Origin of the sequence: Nitrobacter winogradskyi (assembly GCF_006539545.1) — a bacterium.
Classification (GTDB): Bacteria; Pseudomonadota; Alphaproteobacteria; order Rhizobiales; family Xanthobacteraceae; genus Nitrobacter; species Nitrobacter winogradskyi_A.
Window position 1 is genome coordinate 33,776 of the sequence record NZ_BJNF01000015.1, and the last position, 17,002, is coordinate 50,777.

The 17,002-nt window shown below is 62.3% G+C and carries 10 protein-coding genes and 1 pseudogene; 10 read left to right on the top strand and 1 reads right to left on the bottom strand.

The window, feature by feature from the left end:
• Positions 1–400: 400 nt before the first annotated feature.
• The 4 genes and pseudogenes from ppc (at position 401) to NWI01_RS02935 (ending at position 9,584) form a co-directional block, all read left to right on the top strand.
• Positions 401–3,175, top strand: a complete 2,775-nt coding sequence (ppc, locus tag NWI01_RS02920; RefSeq protein ID WP_244613621.1) for a phosphoenolpyruvate carboxylase — start codon at positions 401–403, stop codon at positions 3,173–3,175.
• A 199-nt stretch (positions 3,176–3,374) separates the two neighbouring features.
• Positions 3,375–4,724 (top strand): amidase, encoded by a 1,350-nt coding sequence (locus tag NWI01_RS02925; protein ID WP_141382450.1) that lies wholly within the window; start codon positions 3,375–3,377, stop codon positions 4,722–4,724.
• A 436-nt stretch (positions 4,725–5,160) separates the two neighbouring features.
• Positions 5,161–6,738 (top strand): annotated as a pseudogene (locus NWI01_RS02930) (B12-binding domain-containing radical SAM protein); the annotation flags it as partial.
• A 479-nt stretch (positions 6,739–7,217) separates the two neighbouring features.
• Complete coding sequence (locus NWI01_RS02935) at positions 7,218–9,584, top strand: efflux RND transporter permease subunit (RefSeq protein WP_141382452.1); 2,367 nt, start codon at positions 7,218–7,220, stop codon at positions 9,582–9,584.
• Positions 9,585–9,625: 41 nt separating this feature from the next.
• On the opposite strand, the gene NWI01_RS02940 is transcribed toward NWI01_RS02935, so the two are convergent.
• Positions 9,626–10,126, bottom strand: a complete 501-nt coding sequence (locus NWI01_RS02940; protein ID WP_141382453.1) for a hypothetical protein — start codon at positions 10,124–10,126, stop codon at positions 9,626–9,628.
• Positions 10,127–10,667: 541 nt separating this feature from the next.
• On the opposite strand from NWI01_RS02940, the gene NWI01_RS19505 reads away from it, so the two are divergent.
• The 6 genes from NWI01_RS19505 (at position 10,668) to NWI01_RS02970 (ending at position 16,911) form a co-directional block, all read left to right on the top strand.
• Positions 10,668–10,925 carry a hypothetical protein gene (locus NWI01_RS19505; RefSeq protein ID WP_141382461.1) on the top strand — a complete coding sequence of 86 codons (258 nt, stop codon included), beginning with the start codon at positions 10,668–10,670 and terminating at the stop codon, positions 10,923–10,925.
• Positions 10,926–11,117: 192 nt separating this feature from the next.
• Positions 11,118–11,996: a squalene synthase HpnC gene (hpnC, locus tag NWI01_RS02950; protein ID WP_141382454.1), complete on the top strand. Its 879-nt coding sequence runs from the start codon at positions 11,118–11,120 to the stop codon at positions 11,994–11,996.
• Positions 11,993–12,829, top strand: a complete 837-nt coding sequence (gene hpnD, locus NWI01_RS02955; protein ID WP_141382455.1) for a presqualene diphosphate synthase HpnD — start codon at positions 11,993–11,995, stop codon at positions 12,827–12,829. Before hpnC ends, hpnD begins: the two co-directional genes overlap by 4 nt.
• Positions 12,829–14,082: a hydroxysqualene dehydroxylase HpnE gene (gene hpnE, locus NWI01_RS02960; RefSeq protein WP_141382456.1), complete on the top strand. Its 1,254-nt coding sequence runs from the start codon at positions 12,829–12,831 to the stop codon at positions 14,080–14,082. Before hpnD ends, hpnE begins: the two co-directional genes overlap by 1 nt.
• 13 nt (positions 14,083–14,095) lie before the next feature.
• On the top strand, positions 14,096–16,060 hold the full coding sequence (shc, locus tag NWI01_RS02965; RefSeq protein WP_141382457.1) for a squalene--hopene cyclase: 1,965 nt from the start codon (positions 14,096–14,098) through the stop codon (positions 16,058–16,060).
• A complete protein-coding gene (locus NWI01_RS02970; RefSeq protein WP_181410351.1) occupies positions 16,057–16,911 on the top strand; it encodes a phosphorylase in 855 nt (284 codons plus the stop codon). The genes shc and NWI01_RS02970 overlap by 4 nt, the downstream gene beginning before the upstream one ends.
• Positions 16,912–17,002: the final 91 nt, after the last annotated feature.

A 17,002-nucleotide genomic window follows, 5' to 3' on the forward strand; every position in this document is an offset into this window, starting at 1 on the left:
GGACGCCATGGCGGATGGCGTGGATACCGCCTGGCGCGTCGAGTTCAAACGCGCGAGCCTCTGGCGCTTTTCAGGACCGGTTTGGATCCTGAGAGAACGGACATGCACGGTCGTCCTTTGAAATGACGGGTGACCTCTTTCCGCAAGGATAACCCCGCTTTCGGCGCAGCGCCACCGCCGCCCCTTGCATAATCCGGGGACAAAGAACCTATGGCATTGGTTTTCTTATAACTTGAGTGGCCGGGCAATGGCGGCGTCTCGCCTCATTCCGCCGGTTCGACCATGCCTTTTTCCAAGCCGTCCATCTTTTGTGCATCGAGGGGCCAGCATTTCTTGCGTTGCAGCAGGAAAATTGCCACTGAAGAACCGACTTTTCAGGAGCAGCGTGATGTCCAGTCTGATGCCGTTACCTCGTGCAGGTCAGCCGGAGTCTGACGCCGCCGACCTCGACGCAAGGCTGCGCGACGATATCCGGCTGCTCGGGCGTATTCTCGGCGATACCGTGCGTGATCGCGAGGGACCGGAGGCGTTCGATCTGGTCGAACGCATCCGGCAGACCTCGATCCGCTTTCACCGCGATGATGACAAGCCCGCGCGGCGCGAACTGGAAGCCATCCTCGACGGCATGTCGACGGACGAGACGGTGCTGGTCGTCCGCGCCTTCAGCTATTTCTCGCATCTCGCCAACATCGCCGAGGATCAGAACAATATCCGCCAGATGCGCAGCCAGACCCTTGCGGGTGGGGCGTGGCATCAGGGCCGGCTGGCGCACACGCTTGCCTGCGCGCGCAAGGCCGGGTTCAGCGCGGCCGAGTTGCGAGATTTTTTCGACAGCGCGGTGGTCAGTCCGGTGCTGACCGCTCATCCGACCGAGGTTCGCCGTAAAAGCACCATCGATCGCGAGATGGAGGTCGCGGCGCTGCTCGACCGTCGCGAACGGATGCAACTTACGCCAGACGAATACGAGGCCAGCGAGGAACAGTTGCGCCGCGCGGTGCTGACGCTGTGGCAGACCGATCTCCTGAGGCGGACCAAGCTGACGGTGCTCGACGAAGTCGCGAACGGCCTGTCGTTCTACGATTATACGTTCCTTCGCGAGGTGCCGCGGCTGCACTGCATGCTGGAAGATCGCCTGCACGATCCGGACGAGAGCGGCGTCGCGAACGAGATCGCGTCGTTCCTGCGGATCGGAAGCTGGATCGGCGGCGATCGCGACGGCAATCCTTTTGTGACGGCGGACGTCATGCGCGGCACCCTCCATTGGCAGGTCTCGCGGATACTGCGTCACTATCTCGATGAACTGCACGAACTCGGCCGCGAACTGTCGCTGGCCGCCGATCTCACGGATGTCTCGCCGGAACTGAGTTCGCTGGCCGAGCGATCGGCCGACACCTCTCCGCATCGCCGCGGCGAGCCTTACCGCCTCGCGGTATCAGGCATTTACGCGCGGCTTTCGGCCACCGCCGTGAAACTGAAAGCGGACACGCTGCGCCCGCCATACGGCGCGGCGCCGCCCTATGCGAGCGCCGCCGACTTCAGCGCCGATCTCGATATTCTCCACCACTCATTGACCGCGAATAACTCGGCGGTGATCGCGCGCGGGCGGCTGCGCAAACTACGCCGCGCCGCCGACTGTTTCGGTTTCCATCTCGCCTGTCTCGACTTGCGGCAGAACTCCACCGTTCATGAAAGAACGATCGCCGAACTGCTCGCCGCCGCCAGCCCGGGCACGTCCTATCTGACGCTGGACGAGGAGGCCCGTATCGTCCTGTTGCTAAGGGAGCTGCGCAGCGCGCGTCCGCTGACATCGCCGTTCATCACATACAGCGACGAGACGCAGGGCGAGCTTGCGGTGTTCCACGCCGCGGCGGAGGCGCACGGAACGCTTGGCCCTGATGCGATCCCTCAATGCATCGTCTCGATGACCGAAGGCATTTCCGACCTGCTCGAAGTCGCGCTGCTTTTGAAGGAAGCCGACCTTCTCGATCCCACCGGGCACAGCGCCATCAATATCGTGCCGTTGTTCGAGACCATCGAGGATTTGCAGGCCTGTGCCGGCATCATGGACCGGTTGCTGTCGCTGCCGGAGTATCGGGCGCTGGTCGACAGCCGTGGAGGCTTGCAGGAGGTGATGCTCGGCTATTCCGACAGCAACAAGGACGGCGGCTTCGTCACGTCGGGATGGGAGCTTTACAAAGCCGAGATCGGCCTGGTCGAGGTGTTCGAGCGCCACAAGGTGCGGCTGCGCCTGTTTCACGGTCGCGGCGGATCGGTCGGCCGCGGCGGAGGTCCGAGCTACGATGCCATCCTCGCGCAACCCGGTGGCGCGGTGAACGGCCAGATCAGAATTACTGAACAGGGTGAAATTATCTCCAGCAAGTATTCCAACGCCGAGGTGGGCCGCTCCAATCTGGAGATCCTCGCCGCCGCCACGCTGGAGGCCAGCCTGTTACAGCCGCGGCAGAGCGCCCCGAGCCTGGAATACCTCGACGCGATGGAGTCGCTGTCATCGCTTGCCTACAAGGCTTATCGCGACCTCGTCTTTGAGACGCCGGGTTTCGAGGACTACTTCTGGGCCTCCACCGTCATCAACGAAATCTCCACATTGAACATCGGCAGCCGGCCGGCGTCACGCAAGAAGACGCGCCGGATCGAGGACCTCCGTGCGATTCCGTGGGTCTTCAGTTGGGCGCAATGCCGGGTGATGCTGCCGGGCTGGTACGGGTTCGGCAGCGCGGTGGAGGCGTGGATAGAAAGTCATCCCGACAAAGGCATGGCGTTCCTGCAGGAGCTTTACGGGGAATGGCCCTTCTTCCGCATGTTGCTTTCCAACATGGACATGGTGCTCGCGAAAAGTTCGATCGCGATCGCGTCGCGTTATGCCGATCTTGTCCCCGACGTTGAACTTCGCGAGGCGATCTTCGGACGCATCCGGCGCGAGTGGCATCTCACCATCGACAAGCTGCTCGCCATCATGGGGCAGGAGCGGTTGCTTGCCGGTAATCCGCTGCTTGAGCGCTCGATCCGTAACCGCTTTCCCTATCTCGATCCGCTCAATCATGTGCAGGTCGAACTCCTGAAGGACCATCGCGCGCAGTGCGAGGATGAGCAGGTGCTGCGGGGTATCCAGCTCACCATCAACGGAATTTCCGCGGGCCTGCGCAACAGCGGCTAGAGCATTTTCCGGCGAAGTGGTTTCCGGTTCGCCGCAAGAAAATGCGACCAGACAATCGAGCATTTTCCGGCGAAGTGGATACCGGTTCGCCGCAGGAAAATGCGACCAGACAATAATTTCCAGAGCATGGCCCGATTCAACATGATCGGATCATGCTCCAGGATGCCATCTATTCATCCGTCCGCCTGCGAGATGCGCCATGCCCGATCAACCGACCCTGGCCTCGCTCGCCGCCGATCTCGCGGCGGGCCGCGTCACGGCGCGCTCGCTCGTCAGCGACTGCCTTGCGAAAATCGCGGACCGGGCGGGAGAGGGCGCGCGCGTGTTCATCCAGGTCGATGCGGACGGCGCGCTCGCCGCGGCCGAGGCCATGGACAGGCTGCGCGAGGTCAACGCCGCGCCGTCGCCGTACGCCGGCATTCCGGTTTCGATCAAGGATCTGTTCGACGTCAGGGGACAGGTCTCGCGCGCCGGGTCGCTGGCGCTCAAGGATGCGCCGCCGGCAGCGAAGGACGCCCCGGTCGTGGCGCGTCTGCGCCGGGCCGGCTTCGTGGTGATCGGGCGCACCAACATGACCGAATTCGCCTATTCGGGTCTGGGCGTCAATCCGCACTACGGCACGCCGAAAAATGGCTGGCGGCGCGATGTCGGCCATGTGCCGGGCGGATCGTCGTCGGGCGCGGCGGTCTCGATCACAGACGGCATGGCGCACGGCGCGCTCGGCACCGACACCGGCGGATCGTGCCGGATTCCGGCGGCCTATTGCGGCATCGTCGGCTACAAGCCGACCGCGCGACGCATTCCGCTCGATGGCGGCGTCCCACTGTCCGCCACGCTGGACAGTTACGGTCCGATCGCGCGCTCGGTCGGTTGCTGCGCCGTGCTGGACGCGGTTCTGGCGGACCAACCGGTCGCGCCGGTCGCGCCGCGCTCGGTGAGAGGACTTCGGTTTGCCGTACCGACCACGGTGATGCTGGACGACCTCGATCCCACCGTTGCGTCAGCCTTCGAGCGTGCGCTGGGCCTTCTGGCCGATGCCGGCGCGCTGATCGGTCGCATCGCCGTTCCCGAGTTCGGCGAGGTTGCGGCGCTGAACATCGGGGGCGGATTTGCCGCGGCGGAAAGCTGGGCCTGGCATCGCGCGCTCATCGCCGAGAAGGCTGAACTGTACGATCCCCGCGTTCTCAGCCGCATTCGGCGTGGCGAAAGCATCAGCGCAGCGGATTATGTTGATCTGTTCTCCATTCGCCGCGCGATCATCGGAAGTTTCGAGCGGCGCGTTGCGCCATACGACGGACTGGTGTCGCCGACCGTGGCCACCACGCCGCCGCTGATAGCTGATCTCGCAGATGATGCGGCCTACGTGAAAGCCAACATGCTTTCGCTGCGCAACTGTTCGCTGATCAACATCCTCGATGGATGCGCGATCTCGCTGCCCTGTCATCGCGAGGGCGAGCCGCCGGTTGGCCTGATGCTTGCCGGGACGGGCGGAGCGGATCGCCGGATTTTCGAGCTTGCGGCGGCGATTGAGCCGATTATTCGCGGCTGAAGCCATTCCGGCTTCGATGCTTTGATGAACTCAAAGCCCGTATCCCCGGCTTTCTCATGAGATGGGTGTCGCGGCGGATACCGTGAGCGCGTCTGCCATGCCTGAAACGTCTTTCGCTTCGCCACATTGTTGAAGGATTTGTTGCGCAGCTTTCAACGGCAGCCATATCGTTTTCGAGCGAGGCGGGCACCGGTTCGCGTGAAGAAAACGCGTCAAAACAACAATCCAGAGCTTCACTTCTGATTCAATCAGAAGCGAACGTGCTCTGGGGCGTTTTCGAGCGAAGTGGATGACCTGTTTGCCGCAAGAAAATACGACGAGATCATGAGCATGTGCGATTCAACCTGATCGGATCATGCTCTGGGAACCAACATCAGCGTGAAAGCGTTGACAACGGTTTTCGTTTGATATGCCTTTGCACGATGGGGAAACTGCGATGAGGGGTGTTGGTCAGCATGGCGTTCGGCGTATTCTTTGCGTCTTCCCCCGCTACACATCCTCGTTCGGGACGTTTGAACACGCCTATCCGCTGACCGGTGGCGTACAGGCCTTCATGCCGCCGCAGGGACTTCTGCTGATCGCGGCCTATCTTCCAGCCGATTGGAAGGTTCGTTTCATCGACGAGAATATTCGCTTCGCCACAGACGAAGACTTCGAATGGGCCGAAGCCGTATTCGTCAGCGGCATGCACATCCAGCGCCAGCAGATGAACGATATCTGCCGCCGCGCCCACGCCTTCAATCTTTCCGTCGCGCTCGGCGGGCCATCGGTCAGCGCCTGTCCGGATTACTATCCGTCCTTCGATTACCTTCACGTCGGTGAACTCGGCGACGCCACGGACGAACTGATCGAACGGCTGGCGCGCGATCCGGCGCGGCCCGCCGCTCAGGTCGTCCTCAAAACCGCCGACCGGCTGGACATGGACAAGTTTCCCATTCCCGCTTACGAGCTGGCCGACATCAAGCATTATTTCCTGGGCAGCATCCAGTATTCCAGCGGCTGCCCTTATCAATGCGAGTTCTGCGACATTCCCGGCCTGTATGGCCGCAATCCGCGCCTCAAGACTCCCGGGCAGATCACGCGCGAACTCGACAAGCTGCTGGAATGCGGCATCAGCGGCTCGGTTTATTTCGTCGACGACAATTTCATCGGCAACCGGAAGGCTGCGCTGGAGCTTCTGCCGCATCTGATCGAATGGCAGAAGAAGACCGGTTACGTTCTGCGCTTCTCCTGCGAGGCGACGCTGAACATCGCCAAGCGTCCGGAGATACTGTCGCAGATGCGCGAAGCATTTTTCGCGACGATCTTCTGCGGCATCGAGACGCCGGATCCGGTTGCGCTGAAGGCGATGCACAAGGATCACAACATGATGGTTCCCATCATGGAGGCGATCAGGACGCTGAACGATTACGGCATGGAGGTGGTTTCCGGTATCATTCTTGGACTCGATACCGACAAGCCCGAAACCGGAGAGCATTTGCTGGAGTTCATCGATCACTCCCGGATCCCGCTTTTGACCATCAATCTCCTGCAGGCCCTGCCGAAGACGCCGCTGTGGGACCGTTTGAAACGCGAAAATCGCCTGATCGAGGACGACAGCCGCGACTCCAACGTCGACTTCCGCTTGCCTTATGATCACGTCGTTGCGACCTGGCGCGATTGCATGGGCCGCGCGTACGAACCTGAAAAGCTTCTGGAGCGCTACGAGTACCAGATCCGCGAAACCTATCCGAAACGGATTCAGCCGCGCACGCGGCAGCAGAGGTCATGGCGGAATATCAAGCTCGGCCTGACCATGCTTCGCAACATTTTCTGGAAGGTGGGGGCGCGCGGCGATTACAGGCGCGTGTTCTGGAAATTCGCGTTGCGCAGGCTGGCTCGGGGTGAGATCGAATACCTCATCAGCTCGGTTCTGGTTGCCCACCACCTGATCATGTTCGCGCGCTCGGCCTCCCGCGGCAAAACCAATGCTTCCTATTATTCGTTGAAACTTCGGGAATCCGCCGAAACCGCCGTTCCCACGGAACATAAAGCGGCCGCGACCGTGCCGACCCTCCTGGCTGACAGGCCGAGCGGCCAGCGGGTCACACCCGTCTGATAAAATTCACCTCAGTAAATCGCTGGACCAGCGGGCGCGGCGGTGTAAGGCCGGGATGGCAAGAGCACCTGCGTCAAACGCGCCTCGAACCGAGATCATTTTGACTTGAGCGACGCGGATAAGAGGGTGATCCGCCCTTGCTTGTAGTCTATCCGGGAAACGGCTAGAGTCTGTTTCATCTGCGTTGAAACAGAACAGACTCGTCCCCTATTTTTCGTTTGAGCATGATCTTCTCCGAGAACCGGTTTCCACTTTTCGGGATCATGCTCTAAACGTTGCGCCCGAAAATCGACGCATGCTGTCAGAACCGGGCCGGCCGTCCGCGGTTTCAGGGTCTGCTCCGGGGCTTTCCGGAAGTTTGCCAGGCGATGGGTTCTCGACAGAACGGACAGCATATGCATGAGCGAAATCCCGATGCGACCGATATGACGAAGCCGGACGGGCGGTCGCTCAGCATCGCTTTCGGGTTCGAGCGGATCGGGCTGATTGCGATGCGCGCGCCCATTCTGTCCTGCATCATTCTGCTGGCCATGGTCGTCGGCGCTGTGTTCGGGATCCAGCGCATCACGATCGATGACTCGCTCAGCCAGTTGTTCCGCTCCGATACCAAAGAGTATCGCCAGTACGAGGAAGTCACCAGGCGCTTTCCGTCGACTGAGTTCGATGTGCTGGTCGTGGTCGAGGGCAAGACGCTGCTCGAACGCGATAACCTCGAAAAGTTGCGGGATCTGGTCACCGATCTGCAACTGGTGGACGGCGTGCGTGGCCTGATCTCGTTATTCTCGGCGCGTCAGGCGCCCGAGCCTGGCAAGCTGCCTGCGGCGCTCTTTCCATCCGAACTGCCGCAAGGCGCTGAATACGACCAGTTCATCGAGACCGTGAAGTCCAACGAGATCATTCGCGGCAAGCTGCTGTCGGAGGACGGCACGCTGGCGCTGGTCGTGCTGTCGCTGGAGCCGTCGATCGTCAGAGACAGCAAGCTGAAAGCGACCGTCGGCCAGATCCGCCAGGTCATGAACGACGATCTTGCGGACACCGGACTTACCAAAGAGTTGTCCGGCGTGCCGGTGATGCAGCTCGAAATCCGCAACGCGGTGGAGCGTGACGGGATCATCTACAACGTCGCCGGCATTCTGGCGGGCTGCCTGATCGCGATCGTGTTCTTCCGCAAGGTCTCCTTCATGGTCATTGCGGCGTTTCCGCCGCTGCTTGCCATCCTGCTGTCGTTGGGCGTGCTGGGCTGGGCGAATTTCAGCCTCAACATGTTTCTCAATGTGATGACCCCGCTCATCATGGTCATCAGTTTTTCCGATTCGATGCAGCTGACGTTCGCGGCGCGCGACCGTCTGATCGCCGGCGAGGACAAGTATTCCGCCTTCCGCAATGCCGTCCTCGTCGTCGGGCCCGCTTGCGTCCTGACCCATGCCACCGCCGGAATTTCCTTCATCGCGCTGCAATTCTCGAACTCGGACCTGATTCGCAGCTTCGGCGAGGCCGGCCTGCTGGCGACGATCATCGCGCTGCTCGCGGTGCTGCTGCTGGTGCCGGCGTTCGGCGTTCTGCTGGTTCGCGACGAACGGCGTTTCGCGGAGAAGTTCAAGACGGCGGACTGGGGCGTGCAGGCGCTGCGCCGCTTCTGCGCCTGGATCGCGGAGCGGATGGTGGGGCATCCCGGCTTCTTCAGCGTGCTGGCGCTGCTGGTGGTCGGTGGACTGGCCGTGGTCTACGCCAGCCTGGAGCCGCGTTACCGGCTCGCCGATCAGGTTCCGGACAAGGAGCAGGCGGTGGCGGCGAGCAGTCGCCTCGATGCCAAGCTCACCGGGGCCAATCCGATTGACATCCTGATCGAATTCCCCGCCGGCGAGACTCTGTATTCGCCGCAGACGCTGGCCACCATCGCCGCGGTCCACAAGCTGGTGGAGGAGCAGGCCGGCGTCGGCAATGTCTGGTCGATCGAAACATTGCGGCGGTGGCTCGCCGAAAAGGCCGGCAGCCACGATGTCGCGACCCTCAAGGAATATGTCAGCGTCATTCCCGAGCATCTGGTGCGCCGCTTCATCTCCGAGGACCAGACGGCGGTCGTGGTGTCGGGCCGCGTGCCTGACCGCGATTCGAGCCAGATTCTGCCGGTGGTCGAGAAGCTCGACCGCGCCATGGATGCCGTCAGGACAGCGCATCCGGGTTATGAGGTGGCCGTCACCGGCCTGTCCGCCATCGCCGCGCGCAACAGCGCCGGTATGATCGAGAAGCTCAACCACGGTCTTACGATCGAGTTTGTGCTGGTGGCGGTCTTTATCGGACTGGCGTTCCGTTCGGTCGTCGTGATGTTTGCTTGTATCCTGCCCGGAATTTTTCCGGTCGTGCTGTCCGGCACGTTGTTATGGTTGCTCGGGGAAGGGTTGCAGTTCGCGAGCGTGGTCGCGCTCACGGTGTCGTTCGGCCTTGGACTGAGTGCGACCATCCACTTTCTCAACCGCCTGCGGTCGGAGAGCCAGCCTGGCGTCGGCGCCGGCAAGGCGGTTGAGCGCGCAACTGTGCTGATGGGGCCAGCCTTGATCCTCACCACCGTGGTGCTGGCCTGTGGTCTGGTGGTGACCGTGTTTTCGGACCTGCCTTCACTGCGGCTGTTCGGCTGGCTCAGCGCCTTCGCGATGGTCGCCGCTCTGGTGGCCGACTTCCTGATCCTCCGCCCCACCGCGATGTGGCTGATCACCTTTGCCGAACGCTTCCGCCACGGCGGCGTGGCGAAGCCGGCGGAATAAGCAACGCCGGCAGCACAGCTTGACGGTGGATCAGTAAGTCCTCAGCGACGCGCCATGGTGATGGAAACGTTTCTGATTTCGTCCCTGGACGTGATCGTGACCGATTGCCGGTTGCCTTGGATACGTATGGTCAGGTTTGCGGTAAAACCGGCGGCTTGCGCGAACACGTCGATCTCTCCATCTTCTGCGCGGCCGTGCAGGGAGCCGAAGAGGTTCCGGCTGGCTTCGCTCCAATGTCCGGTAATCTTATTGCCATGGCTGGCGACGTCGCTGGAGAGATCGAACCTGTAGCTGGCGCTGGCGCATTGCAGGTTCTGGTTCATGGCCGTGCCTCGGCCATCCACCCTGTAAGACGCCTTGCAGCGAATGTTCTCTTTCGATCCGTCGGACAGGGTGACGGTGCCTTTCCCCGACCAGTTTCCTGCGAATCCTGTGAACGGAGCAGACTGGGCGAAGCTCGCCGGGGCGGACAATGCGAGGCCCGCGACTAAACCGACGGTGAAAGCTGACCTCTGAATCAGCCCGATGGCAAACTGCTTCATGGCCGGTTTTCCTTATCAGCAGGTGCTTTGCCAATGCTTCTCGTGCTGCATCAAGCTCTATAAGTTCTACCGTGCTCGCGCGGTTCAATCCGGCGGATGAACCGTGAAAAACGAGATGATGACACTTGACGGGCCATCGGCAAACCTGCCACGGAGCATAGCAGAATCCTTGTGCGTACTTTAGTCGATTATTTCAGCCGTGTTAAAAATTATCATCTGAAAAACCGCTGGGGTGCATCTGGGCAATCGCCTGCCGCCGCAAATTTGGCCGTATTCGCAGCGCTTTTGGCATTCGCCGATGTATCGGAAGGGTGTGCTTGGGAATGGTCCAGGTGATCGTGTTCGCTGCGCGCCGCAGCAGCAGGCAGGTTCGGGGCGTCGACACGCACGCGGCGTCGAAACGGCTGTGGTCCTTGTGAACCCTTTCGGTATGGTATCGATAGAATGACGTGATCTCTTCCAAAGTTTTGAAAGGCCTGTCACCGGGTATGACCCGCATGGTGCAGGTTTGAGTTCTCCCTCGTTGCAATGAAGGATTATGATGTCCAAGATTTTACTATCGTCCGCCCTGCTTTTGTCCTTCGGATCGACCCTGGCAATGGCGCAGGTCCAGAGGCAGCCCCAGCTTCAACCGCACAGCGGGACTGAAGCGGAACACCGCGCTTGCGTGCGAGACGTCAGCCGTTTTTGCCGCGCCGTGATGGATCAGGGTGATTTGACGGTTCTCGCGTGCCTGCAGCAGTATCGCCCGAAGCTCTCCAAGGCGTGCAACCAGGTTCTGCTGAGTCACGGCCAGTAAAACAGACCAGCCCGCTTTATTCGTTCCCTTTTGTCGCAGTGCCGGGCGGCCGGACTAAAAGGCGAAAGATAGCATTGGTTTAGCCCGCGGTTTCCCCTATATGGAACGCGGGCTACTCAGCCCGCCGGTTTTGGAACCAGCGGGAGGCCCGATTGCGATTCAGTCAACGTAACCGGTCCTGATGTCTTCCTGATGCCTGCCGCGAACCAGCTACGATCCGGAAAGACCCATCGCGACGAGAATTTTCCCGTCGCGTCGTGGATTATTCATCCGCGCCATCGCGCGCTGATTCTCGCATTCTATAATTTCGTCCGGACGGCGGACGACATCGCCGATCACGCCGAACTCGGTGAAAAGGACAAGCTGGCCTGGCTCGATTTGTTCGAGAGTGAACTTCTGGGGCAGGGAGACAGCCAGCCGGAAGCCGTCAACCTTCGCAAAGCGCTGGCGCAACGGTCGATGCCGCCGCGCCACGCCATCGATGTGCTGAAGGCGTTCCGGATGGACGTCACCAAGCTGCGCTACGAGACCTGGGACGACGTGATCGATTATTGCCGCTATTCGGCGATGCCGGTCGGACGCTTCATGCTCGACGTGCATGGCGAGAGCACGTCGACCTGGGCCGCGTCCGACGCCCTGTGCGCCGGCCTGCAGATCAACAACCATCTTCAGGATTGCGCCAAGGATTACAAAAACCTCAACCGGGTCTATCTGCCGCGCGACGCACTTGCTGAATCGGGCGTTTCGGTGGAGATGCTCGGGGAGCAGAAAGCCCCGCCGGCACTGCTGCAATGCCTGCACGCGCTCGCCGGACGAACCGAAGCATTGCTCAACGAAGGCCGGCCGCTGGCGGGCGAGATCAGGGACATGCGGCTGGGGCTTGACGTCGCCGTGATCCAGATGTTCGCCGACAAGATCGTTGCAATGCTGAAGGTGCGCGATCCCTTGAGCGAGACGGTTCACCTCAAGCCGTGGCAACTGCTCGGTTACAGCGTCGCCGGCATCACTGCGGAGATGCTTCGGCGCTCGGTGCGGCGGCGGCCGGTGTCGAACCCGGCGGCCGGCGCATGACTATCGCGACGACAGCCGACGCGAGTTCGGGAGAAACCGCGTCCAACAGCTCGTTCTACGCGGCGATGCGTATCCTGCCGCGCGCGCAGCGGGAGGCGATGTTCCAGATCTACACGTTCTGCCGCTATGTGGACGACATCGCGGATTCGGACCGTCCGCGATCCGAACGGCAGGCCGCGCTTCAGCAGTGGCGTGACGACATCGACGCGCTCTATCAGGGAGGTGCGCCGGAACGGTTGCGCGATTACGTCGCCTCCATTGATGCCTTCGGCATCCGCCGCGAGGATTTCCTTGACGTCATCGACGGTATGGAAATGGACGTGCTGGCGGATATTCGCGCGCCCGAGGAAGCCACGCTCGATCTGTATTGCGATCGCGTCGCCAGCGCCGTCGGACGGCTGTCGGTCCGGGTGTTCGGCTTGCCGGAGCAGGAAGGCATCCTGCTCAGCCACCACCTTGGCCGCGCCCTGCAGTTGACGAACATCCTGCGTGACCTCGACGAGGACGCCGCGATCGGCCGGCTGTACCTGCCGCGCGAGGCTCTGCTCCGCGCCGGCATAGACTGCGCCGATCCGGCCGCCGTGATGTCGAGCCCGGCGCTCCCTGAGGTTTGTGCCCGGCTCATGGAGCGGGCGCGGACGCATTTCGTCGAATCGGATGAGATCATGAATCGCAACGCGCGCCGTGCCGTGCGTGCGCCGCGCATCATGTCGAAATATTATCACGCGATACTGGATTTGCTGGAGGAGCGCGGTTTTCAGCCGCCACGTTCACCCGTTCGCGTGAGCTACGCGGCGAAGATCGCCATCGTCCTTCGGTATGCGTTGATCTGATGCAACGGACCGTTCATATCGCCGGTGGCGGCATTTCCGGGCTTGCGGCGGGCGTGCGCCTGGCCGACGCCGGTTATCTGGTTCGCGTGCACGAGGCGGCGCAGCAGGTGGGCGGCCGTTGCCGTTCCTATTTCGACGGCGCGACCAATCTCACGATCGATAACGGCAACCATCTGGTGCTCTCCGGCAACCACAATGTGCTGGCTTATGCACGCAAGATCGGCTCGGAAGCCGGCTTGCAGGGGCCGCCGGAGGCTGAATTCCAGTTCATCGATCTTGCCGCCGATAAACGCTGGACCCTGCGGATCAACGACGGGCGCGTTCCGTTCTGGGTGTTCGACCGCACCCGCCGGGTGCCGGACACATCACCCGCCGATTACTTCGCGCTCGCGCCGCTGATCTGGGCGAGCGCCGGCACGCGGGTCGGCGACGCCATCAAATGCGAAGGCGTGCTTTATAAGCGGCTGGTGCTGCCGCTTCTACTTGCGGCGCTGAACATCGATCCGCCCGACGGATCGGCCGGCCTTGCCGGTGCGATCATTCGCGAGACGCTGCTGGCGGGCGGTCAGGCGTGCCGCCCGTTGATCGCGCGCGACGGGCTGAGTTCAGTGCTGATCGAGCCGGCGATCGATTACATTCGCGCCAGGGGCGGCAGCGTCGATGTCGGCCACGAGGTGCGGCGCCTCACGATGGCGAATGGCGGGGTCACGGAACTCGCGCTCGGCGATCAGACCATCGCGCTCGGCCCCGAAGATGCCGTCGTGATGGCGGTTCCGCCGCGCTCCGCCGCCACGCTGCTGCCCGGCCTGACCGTGCCGACCAGGTTCCGCGCCATCGTCAACGCGCATTTCCGTTTCGTTCCGCCGCCTCATCATCCGCAGATGATCGGCGTCGTGAACGGCCTGATCGAATGGCTGTTCGCCTTCCCGGATCGATTTTCCATCACCATCAGCGGCGGCGACCGGCTGGTGGACATGCCGCGCGAGGAACTGGCGCGGGCGATCTGGAAGGATATCTGCGCGGTCGCCGGCCTCAAGGCCGAGATGCCGGCCTGGCAGATCGTGCGCGAGCGCCGCGCCACGTTCGAGGCTTCGCCCGAGCAGAATGGCCTGCGTCCGGGAGCTGTGACGGCGTGGAAAAACCTGTTCCTCGCCGGCGACTGGACTGATACGGGGTTGCCGGCAACCATCGAGGGATCGGTTCGTTCCGGAAACCGGGCCGCCGATCACGTTCTGAAAACCCGTTCAATCTGAGACGTCAGTCGCCATGAATTCCATCAACGCCACAGCCGCGCCGATCGACGATAACGTTCTCGGGGATCGTATCGGCGATGCGACGCGCGGACTTCTGAGCCTCAGGCAGTCGGACGGTCATTTTGTGTTCGAGCTCGAGGCCGACGCGACCATCCCGTCAGAATATATCCTGATGCGACATTACCTCGGCGAATCGGTTGACACGGTGCTCGAAGCCAAGATCGCGGCCTACCTCCGCCGCATCCAGGGCGCGCACGGCGGCTGGCCGCTGGTGCATGACGGCCCGTTCGACATGAGCGCCAGCGTGAAGGCCTACTTCGCGCTGAAAATGGCCGGCGATTCCATCGATGCGCCACACATGGCGCGGGCGCGCGAGGCCATCCTGTCCCGCGGCGGCGCGGTGAATGTGAACGTCTTCACGCGCTTTCTGCTCTCGTTTTTCGGCGAACTGACCTGGCGCAGCGTTCCGGTGCTGCCCGTCGAGATCATGCTGCTGCCGATGTGGTCGCCGTTCCATCTCAACAAGGTCTCCTACTGGGCGCGGACCACCATAGTGCCGCTGATGGTGCTGGCCGCGCTGAAGCCGCGCGCGCGCAATCCGCGCGGCGTAGGCATTCGCGAACTTTTTCTTCAGGATCCGGCGACGGTCGGCACGCCGAAGAGGGCTCCGCACCAAAGCCCTGGCTGGTTTTCGCTGTTCACCGGCTTTGACCGGGTCTTGCGACTGATAGAGCCGCTGTCTCCCAGGTGGCTGCGGACGCGCGCCATGAAAAAGGCGATCGCGTTCGTCGAGGAGCGCCTCAACGGCGAGGACGGCCTCGGCGCGATCTTTCCGCCGATGGTCAATACGGTGATGATGTATGACGCGCTGGGATTTCCGCCCGAGCATCCGCCGCGCGCGGTGACGCGACGCGGCATCGACAAGCTTCTGGTCGTCGGCGAAGATGAGGCCTACTGCCAGCCCTGTGTGTCGCCGATCTGGGATACCGCGCTGAGCTGTCACGCGCTGCTCGAAGCGGGCGGACCTGAGGCTCTGAACAGCACCGGTAAATGCCTCGATTGGCTGCTTCCGAAACAGGAACTCGTTCTCAAGGGTGACTGGGCGGTGAAACGTCCGGACGTGCGACCGGGCGGCTGGGCGTTTCAATACGCCAACGGCCACTATCCCGATCTCGACGATACCGCGGTCGTCGTCATGGCGATGGACCGGGTGCGCCGGAACGGCCCGAATGGTCAATACGACGAGGCGATCGCGCGTGGTCGCGAGTGGATCGAGGGGATGCAGAGCCGGGACGGCGGCTTTGCCGCGTTCGATGCCGACAATCTTGAATACTATCTCAACAACATCCCGTTCTCCGACCACGCCGCGCTGCTCGATCCGCCGACCGAGGACGTCACGGCGCGGTGCGTCTCGATGCTGGCGCAACTCGGCGAGACCGTGGACAGCAGCCCGTCCATGGCGGCAGGCGTCGAATATCTGCGCCGGACCCAACTCGCGGAGGGATCGTGGTACGGCCGCTGGGGCCTGAACTACATCTATGGCACCTGGTCAGTGCTCTGTGCGCTCAACGCCGCCGGGGTCGATCACCAGGATCCCGCGATCCGCAGGGCGATAAACTGGCTGGTGTCGATCCAGAATGCCGATGGCGGCTGGGGCGAGGATGCGGTCAGCTACAGACTCGACTATAAGGGATTCGAGGGAGCGCCGACCACGGCTTCGCAGACGGCCTGGGCGTTGCTGGCCTTGATGGCGGCGGGCGAGGTCGAAAATCCTGCAGTGGCGAAGGGAATCAAGTACCTGATAGACACACAAACAAAAAAAGGTCTGTGGGACGAGCAGCGCTATACGGCCACGGGCTTTCCACGCGTATTTTATCTGAGGTACCATGGCTACTCCAAGTTCTTCCCGCTCTGGGCGCTGGCGCGGTATCGGAATTTGAGAAGCACCAATAGCAAGGCGGTAGGGGTCGGGATGTGAGTTTGGGGACGACGATTGACGTGTCCGTGGGCAATGCCCTTGACCCGCGGCCGGTATTGATTGTGACCGGTCTGGTTCAGGAAGCCCGCATCGCCGCAGGCCCCGGCATGACCGTCATTTGCAGCAGCAGCAATCCCCGGCAGTTGCGCAAGCTTCTCGACGGATTCGATTCGTCCACGGTACGCGGCGTGATCAGCTTCGGCGTCGCCGGCGGGCTCGACCCGTCCCTGAAATCGGGAGACGTTGTCGTTGCAACGGAAGTTGTGAACGGTGCTTCGCGGTGGCGGGCAGGCCTCTCTTTGAGCGAGGAACTGATCGACGGCACCGGTATGGGTGGTCAGAAGGTGGTCCGCGCCGGGCTTGCCGGCGTCGAGCAGGTCGTGCTGGGACAGGCCGGCAAGGCGGTGCTCCACGCGACGACCGGTGCTTCGGCTGTCGATATGGAAAGCCACATCGCGGCTGCTTATGCGACGGAGGCAGGTCTCCCCTTCGCCGCCTTGCGTGTGATCAGTGATCCCGCGACGCGGGCGCTCCCGGCGATCGCCCGCAACGCCATCAAGCCGAACGGCAACATCGACCTGAAAAAAGTGCTGAGCGGCCTTGCTCGAAATCCGCTGACTTTGCGGGCGCTGGTGTCGACGGGAGTGGATTTCAATCGCGCTCTGCGCTCCTTGCGCGGATGCCGCGTTTTTCTGTTGGGCGGTACGACTTTCGTTCCAGCGGATTATCCAGCGGCGCCGGTCGCAAGACCCCGCGGGTCAGGCCATCGAAAGAGCCGCACCGGAGAGCCGGTTCCGGCACGGCGCTTTTCCGGTCTGCGAGCGAGCGTGCCCCAACCCGCCCGGCTTTGATAGGCTGAAGCCGGCTCGGCTCTTCAAGTATGCGATCACGTTAGAGCATTTTCGTTTCTGATGGAATCAGAAGCGAAGCTCTAGAGCGGCC